The 6,188-nt window shown below is 73.5% G+C and carries 6 protein-coding genes; 5 read left to right on the forward strand and 1 reads right to left on the reverse strand.

Going from position 1 to position 6,188, the window contains the following annotated elements; genetic code table 11:
• Positions 1 to 12: 12 nt before the first annotated feature.
• Positions 13 to 789 (reverse strand): pirin family protein, encoded by a 777-nt coding sequence (locus tag ACF1AK_RS02420; RefSeq protein ID WP_391496888.1) that lies wholly within the window; start codon positions 787 to 789, stop codon positions 13 to 15.
• Positions 790 to 1,008: 219 nt separating this feature from the next.
• Here ACF1AK_RS02420 and ACF1AK_RS02425 point away from each other — a divergent pair, with 219 nt between their 5' ends.
• The 5 genes from ACF1AK_RS02425 (at position 1,009) to fabF (ending at position 6,014) form a co-directional block, all read left to right on the forward strand.
• A complete protein-coding gene (locus tag ACF1AK_RS02425; RefSeq protein ID WP_380295320.1) occupies positions 1,009 to 2,205 on the forward strand; it encodes a PucR family transcriptional regulator in 1,197 nt (398 codons plus the stop codon).
• Between the two features lie 90 nt (positions 2,206 to 2,295).
• On the forward strand, positions 2,296 to 3,246 hold the full coding sequence (locus tag ACF1AK_RS02430; RefSeq protein WP_391496889.1) for an ACP S-malonyltransferase: 951 nt from the start codon (positions 2,296 to 2,298) through the stop codon (positions 3,244 to 3,246).
• Positions 3,243 to 4,277 (forward strand): beta-ketoacyl-ACP synthase III, encoded by a 1,035-nt coding sequence (locus ACF1AK_RS02435; protein ID WP_380295316.1) that lies wholly within the window; start codon positions 3,243 to 3,245, stop codon positions 4,275 to 4,277. The genes ACF1AK_RS02430 and ACF1AK_RS02435 overlap by 4 nt, the downstream gene beginning before the upstream one ends.
• A 79-nt stretch (positions 4,278 to 4,356) precedes the next feature.
• Positions 4,357 to 4,599, forward strand: a complete 243-nt coding sequence (locus ACF1AK_RS02440) for an acyl carrier protein (RefSeq protein ID WP_391496890.1) — start codon at positions 4,357 to 4,359, stop codon at positions 4,597 to 4,599.
• 149 nt (positions 4,600 to 4,748) lie between these two features.
• A complete protein-coding gene (gene fabF, locus ACF1AK_RS02445) occupies positions 4,749 to 6,014 on the forward strand; it encodes a beta-ketoacyl-ACP synthase II (RefSeq protein WP_391496891.1) in 1,266 nt (421 codons plus the stop codon).
• The last annotated feature ends 174 nt before the right edge of the window (positions 6,015 to 6,188 follow it).

Consider the following 6,188-nt stretch of genomic DNA (forward strand, 5'->3'; position numbering starts at 1 on the left):
GGCCGCCGGCCGTCAGCCGTACGAGAGCGGCGTGTGCATCTCCCACAGGAGGAGTTCCGCGCCGCACTCGCCGGCCGTCGGCGCCGCGAAGGCGTCCCCGGTGATCCGCACGCTGTCGCCGGGCACCATCGAGCGGCCCCCGCCCTGCGGTCCGGGCACCGTCCGGTAGCCGAGCGAGCCGGTGGTCAGGTGCGCGTACCGGTAGGCGGCGGCCGGCAGGGCGGGCAGCGGCTGCCACGGCCCGGCGGTCACCAGCCACAGCGCGGCGTCCCGGCGCCGCAGCCGCAGCGCCGGGGTATCGGCGTCCCGCTCCAGCCCGGAGGCGAGCAGCGTCAACCCGTCGGCCGCGGGTTCCACCCGGCGCAGCCCGTACACGGGGGGCGCGTCGAAGACGTCGGGCTGGAGCCACATCTGGACGAACCGGACCGGGACGCCGGCGCCGCCGACGTTGCGCTCGGTGTGGGTGACGCCGGAGCCCGCGCTCAGGTGCTGGACCATGCCGGGCCGCACCACCCCGTCGTGCCCGCAGGAATCCCGGTGGGCGAGCGCGCCCTCCAGCACCCAGGTGAGGATCTCGGTGTCCCGGTGCTTGTGCTCGTCGAACCCGGCGCCGGGGGCGAGGAGCTCCTCGTTGCACGCGAGCAGCGCGCCGAAGTGGGTGTTCTTCGGGTCGTAGTGCCCCGAGAAGGAGAACGCGTGCCTGGTCTCGACGCCCTCGGCGGGCGTCGAGCGGTAGCGCTCGGCGGTGCGGCGCAGGTCGGCGCGGGGGCGGGCGGGGGCATCGGTCACGGACCCACCGTAGTGGCAGCGGTGACGGGTGTGACGTGCCACCACCGGCGCCGTCCGACGGGGGCTGTGCACGAGCAGTCACTCCGGTGAGGCAGTCTTGTCCCTGTGCCAGCCGCTTCCGCGAACTCCAAGAGCGATCCGACCGCCAGTCCCGACAAGAACGGGAAGAGCCCGACGCCGGGCGCCGGGAGAGACCGGCCCGGCCGCGCGGCACCGCGCCTGACCGCGCAGGAGCGCCGGCTCGCCGCCGAGCGCGCCGAACGCCGGGCCGCGACGCTCAAGCGGCTGGAGAAGTCCTCGGGCAAGCTCGCCTCCGCCGCGATCGCCCGGATGGACGACCAGCTCGGCTGGTACCGGCGGATGCCGCCGGAGCACCGGTCCTGGATCGGCCTGGTCGCCCAGGCCGGTATCGCCGCCTTCACCGAGTGGTACCGCAAGCCGGACACCCCGCAGGCGATCTCCACCGACGTCTTCGGCACCGCGCCGCGCGAGCTGACCCGGGCGATCACCCTGCGCCAGACGGTCGAGCTGATCCGCACCACCATCGAGGTGATGGAGGAGGCCATCGAGGAGGTGGCCGCTCCCGGCGACGAGGCCGACATGCGCGAATCCGTGCTGGTCTACGCCCGGGAGATCGCCTTCGCCACCGCCCAGGTGTACGCCCAGGCCGCCGAGGCCCGGGGCGCCTGGGACGCCCGGCTGGAGGCGCTGGTGGTCAACTCGCTGCTCTCCGGCGACGCCGACGAGGGCGTGCTGTCCCGGGCCGCCGCGCTCGGCTGGGGCCAGCCGAGCCAGGTCCGGGTGGTGATGGGCTCGGCTCCGGACGGTGACAGCGAGCTGGTGGTCGAGGCGATCCGCCGGGCCGCCCGGTACGCCAAGCTGCACGTGCTGACCGGGGTGCTCGGCAAGCGCCTGGTGGTCGTGGTGGGCGGCGACAAGGAGCCGGTGCACGCGGCCCGGGCGCTGATCGGCCAGTTCGCGCCGGGCCCGGTGGTGGTCGGCCCGACCGTCCCGGACCTGCTCTCGGCGACCCGCTCGGCGCATGCCGCGGCGGCCGGCCTGCGGGCCTGCGCGGCCTGGCCGGACGCGCCGCGCCCGGTGCTGGCCGACGACCTGCTGCCGGAGCGCGCGCTGGCCGGGGACCAGGCCGCCCGGCGCCAGCTGGTGGAGGAGATCTACACACCGCTGGACGAGGCGGGCTCGGCACTCCTGGAGACCTTGAGTGTCTATCTGGAACAGGCATCCTCCCTGGAGGGGGCCGCCCGGATGCTCTTCGTCCACCCCAACACGGTGCGCTACCGGCTCCGACGTGTGACCGACGTCACGGGCTACGCGCCGTCCGACGTACGTTCGGCGTTCACCCTGCGTATCGCACTGGCGCTGGGGCGCCTCACGGCCGCCGGAGAGTCAAGCTGACCACTCTGTAGGGACCTTACAATCCCGGATGCTTTTCTTCGTTACCGTCGCCTACCCGCCCGCGGGCGCCTGGCGAGAGAGGGTTGAACCGTGCTCGTAATCGTCGCCCCTGGACAGGGTGCCCAGACCCCCGGTTTCCTCAGCCCTTGGCTGGAGCTCGACGGTGTCGCCGACCGCCTGCAGGGCTGGTCGGAGGTCGCCGGGCTCGACCTCGTGCGCGCCGGAACGGAGGCGGACGCCGAGGAGATCAAGGACACCGCCGTCGCCCAGCCACTGCTGGTGGCGGCCGGTCTGGTGACCGCGCGGGCGCTGTTCCCGGACGAGGCCGCCGCCCGTGCGCTGGTCGGCGCGGTCGCCGGCCACAGCGTCGGCGAGATCACCGCGGCCGCCGGCGCCGGCGTGCTGAGCGCCCGCGACGCGCTGACCTTCGTGCGCGAGCGCAGCCTCGCCATGGCCGAGGCCGCCGCCGCCACCGAGACCGGCATGCTCGCCGTGCTCGGCGGCGACCAGGAGGTCGTCGCGGCGAAGCTCGCCGAGCACGGCCTGACCGCGGCCAACAACAACGGCGGCGGCCAGATCGTCGCGGCCGGCACCCTGCCGCAGCTGGACGCGCTGCGCGAGGACCCGCCGGCCGGTGCCCGGCTGGTCTCGCTGAAGGTCGCGGGCGCGTTCCACACCGTCCACATGGCTCCCGGCGTCGAGCGGCTGGCCAAGCTGGCCCCGACCCTGCCGGTCGCCGACCCCCGGGTCACGTACGTCTCCAACCAGGACGGCGAAGTGGTCACCTCCGGCACCGAGGTGCTGAACCGTCTGGTGTCGCAGGTCTCCAACCCGGTCCGCTGGGACCTCTGCATGGAGACCCTGCGCGAGCTGGGTGCGACCGCCGTCATCGAGCTCGCCCCGGCGGGTACCCTCACCGGACTGGTCAAGCGCAACCTCAAGGGCGTGGCGACGCTTGCCCTCAAGACCCCCGCCGACCTCGACAAGGCCCGCGAGCTCGTCGCGGAGCACGGCGGTCAGCAGCAGGAGCAGAAGGCATGAGCGACACTCCCCAGATCCGCCCGGTGACCGGTGCGCAGTTCTCGCGCATCCACGGTGTGGGCGGCTACCGCCCGGTCCGGGTGGTCCCGAACGCCGAGGTGCTGACCTGGATCGACTCCTCGGACGAGTGGATCCGCACCCGCAGCGGGATCGCCGAGCGCCGCTGGGCCGGCCCCGAGGAATCGGTCGCCGAGATGTCGGTGCAGGCCGCCGGCAAGGCGATCGCCCAGGCCGGGATCGACCCGGCGCGGATCGGCGGTGTGATCGTCGCCACCGTCTCGCACCTCAAGCAGACCCCGGCCATCGCCACCGAGATCGCCGAGCGGCTCGGCTGCGGCACCGCCCCGGCCTTCGACATCTCGGCCGCCTGCGCCGGCTTCGGCTACGGCCTGGGCCTGGCCGACGGCATGATCCGCGGCGGCAGCGCCGAGTACGTGCTGGTCATCGGCGTGGAGCGGCTCAGCGACCTGACCGACACCTCGGACCGCTCGACCGCGTTCATCTTCGGCGACGGCGCCGGCGCCGCGATCGTCGGCCCGTCCGACACCCCCGGCATCGGCAAGGTCGTCTGGGGCTCGGACGGCTCGCAGAAGGACGTCATCTCGCAGACCCAGGCCTGGGACACCGCCTTCGCCAAGGAGGACGCCGTCAACGGCGCCGGCGAGGAGCTCAAGTGGCCCGCGCTGCGCATGGAGGGCCAGACGGTCTTCCGCTGGGCGGTCTGGGAGATGGCCAAGGTGGCCCAGCAGGCGCTGGACGCCGCCGGGATCACCGCCGACCAGCTCGGCGCGTTCATTCCGCACCAGGCCAACATGCGGATCACCGACGCCATGATCAAGGCGCTCAAGCTGCCCGCGTCGGTGCCGGTCGCCCGTGACATCACGGAGACCGGGAACACCTCCGCGGCCTCCATCCCGCTGGCGATGGAACGCATGCTGGAGAGCGGTGAGGCCCGCAGCGGCGACCTCGCCCTGATCATCGGGTTCGGGGCGGGTCTCGTGTACGCCGCGGCAGTCGTTACGCTCCCCTAGGCGTTTTGGCCCGATCCACCCGCAAGCCTGCGTCCGTCCGCCGGGCGGCCGCATTCAACACCGAAGAGGAGCAGCCAGTATGGCTACCAAGGACGAGGTTCTGGAAGGTCTCGCCGAGATCGTCAACGAGATCGCCGGCATCCCGACCGAGGACGTCGAGCTCGACAAGTCCTTCACCGACGACCTGGACGTCGACTCGCTGTCCATGGTCGAGGTCGTCGTGGCCGCCGAGGAGCGCTTCGACGTCAAGATCCCGGACGACGAGGTCAAGAACCTGAAGACCGTCGGCGACGCCGTGGACTACATCCTCAGCCACAGCTGAGCGGTCGGCGCGTTCCACGCGTTCGACGCCTGACATCGGCCGGCTCGTGCGAGTCGGCCGACCCGCCGGCCGGGACGCCCCACCGGGCGCCCGGCCGGGCTCACCTTCGGCCGTCGCCGACCCCGCACAACGTGAGAGAAGAAGATCCAGTGACTGTTGAGAACCGTACCGTGGTCGTCACGGGTATCGGCGCCTTCACGCCGCTGGGCGGCGACGCCGCCACCACCTGGGAGAACCTGGTCGCCGGGCGCTCCGGGGTGGCTGCCCTGACCGATGAGTGGGCCGCGGAGCTGCCCGTGCGGATCGCCGCACGCACCGCCGTCGAGCCGGGCGAGATCCTGCCCCGGCCGCTGGCCCGCAAGCTGGACCGCTCGGCGCAGTTCGCGCTGATCGCCGCCCGCGAGGCCTGGGCCGACGCCGGCTACGAGACCCCGGCCACCGACGAGTCGTCCAAGCTGGCCCCGGAGCGCCTGGGCGCCGTGATCGCCTCCGGCATCGGCGGCGTGACCACCCTGCTCGACCAGTACGACGTGCTGAAGGAGAAGGGCGCCCGCAAGGTCTCCCCGCACACCGTCCCGATGCTGATGCCCAACTCCCCGGCGGCCAACGTCGGCCTGGAGGTCGGCGCCCGCGCGGGCGTGCACACCCCCGTCTCCGCCTGCGCCTCCGGCGCCGAGGCGATCGGCTACGCGATCGAGATGATCCGCAGCGGCCGCGCCGACGTCGTGGTGGCGGGCGGCACCGAGGCGGCGGTCCACCCGCTGCCCATCGCCGCGTTCGCCAACATGATGGCGATGTCCAAGAACAACGACGAGCCGCAGCGCGCCTCGCGCCCGTACGACAAGGCCCGGGACGGCTTCGTGCTGGGCGAGGGCGCCGGCGTGGTCGTGCTGGAGTCGGTGGAGCACGCCGAGGCCCGCGGTGCCCGGATCTACTGCGAGGCGGTGGGCCAGGGCCTGTCCTCGGACGCCCACCACATCGCCCAGCCCGAGCCGACCGGCGCCGGCGTGGCCCGCGCGCTGGCCGACCTGTTCGACCGCAACGAGCTGGACAAGGCCGAGATCGTGCACGTCAACGCGCACGCCACCTCGACCCCCCAGGGCGACACCGCCGAGCTGAAGGCGCTGCGCAAGGAACTGGGCGACGACCTCGACCACATCGCCGTCTCGGCCACCAAGTCGATGACCGGTCACCTGCTGGGCGGCGCCGGCGGCATCGAGACGGTCGCCACCGTGCTGGCGCTGTACCACCGGATCGCCCCGCCGACCATCAACGTCGAGGAGCTGGACGAGGACGTCGACGCGGACATCGTCCGCGACGAGGCCCGCAAGCTGCCCGAGGGCCGGATCGCCGCGCTGAACAACTCGTTCGGCTTCGGCGGCCACAACGTGGTGCTGGCCTTCCGCACCCGCTGACCCCGGGCGGCGCCCGCCGCACGCACCGCACGCCACGGGAGAGGGGTGGGGGGGGGCCCCCGCCCCCCCCCCCCCCCCCCCCCGTGCCCGCGGGGGGGGGCCACCAGGGGCAGCCCGCGCACCCGGGGGCCCGACCCCGCCTACCCGAACGTCTCACCCACGGCGTACGCAGGC

This window comes from Kitasatospora sp. NPDC015120 (assembly GCF_043080305.1).
Classification (GTDB): Bacteria; Actinomycetota; Actinomycetes; order Streptomycetales; family Streptomycetaceae; genus Kitasatospora.

Coding starts and splice junctions, on each gene's coding strand:
- ACF1AK_RS02435 (WP_380295316.1), top strand. CDS start 3,243: ATGAGCGACACTCCCCAGATCCGCCCGGTGACCGGTGCGCAGTTCTCG.
- ACF1AK_RS02440 (WP_391496890.1), top strand. CDS start 4,357: ATGGCTACCAAGGACGAGGTTCTGGAAGGTCTCGCCGAGATCGTCAAC.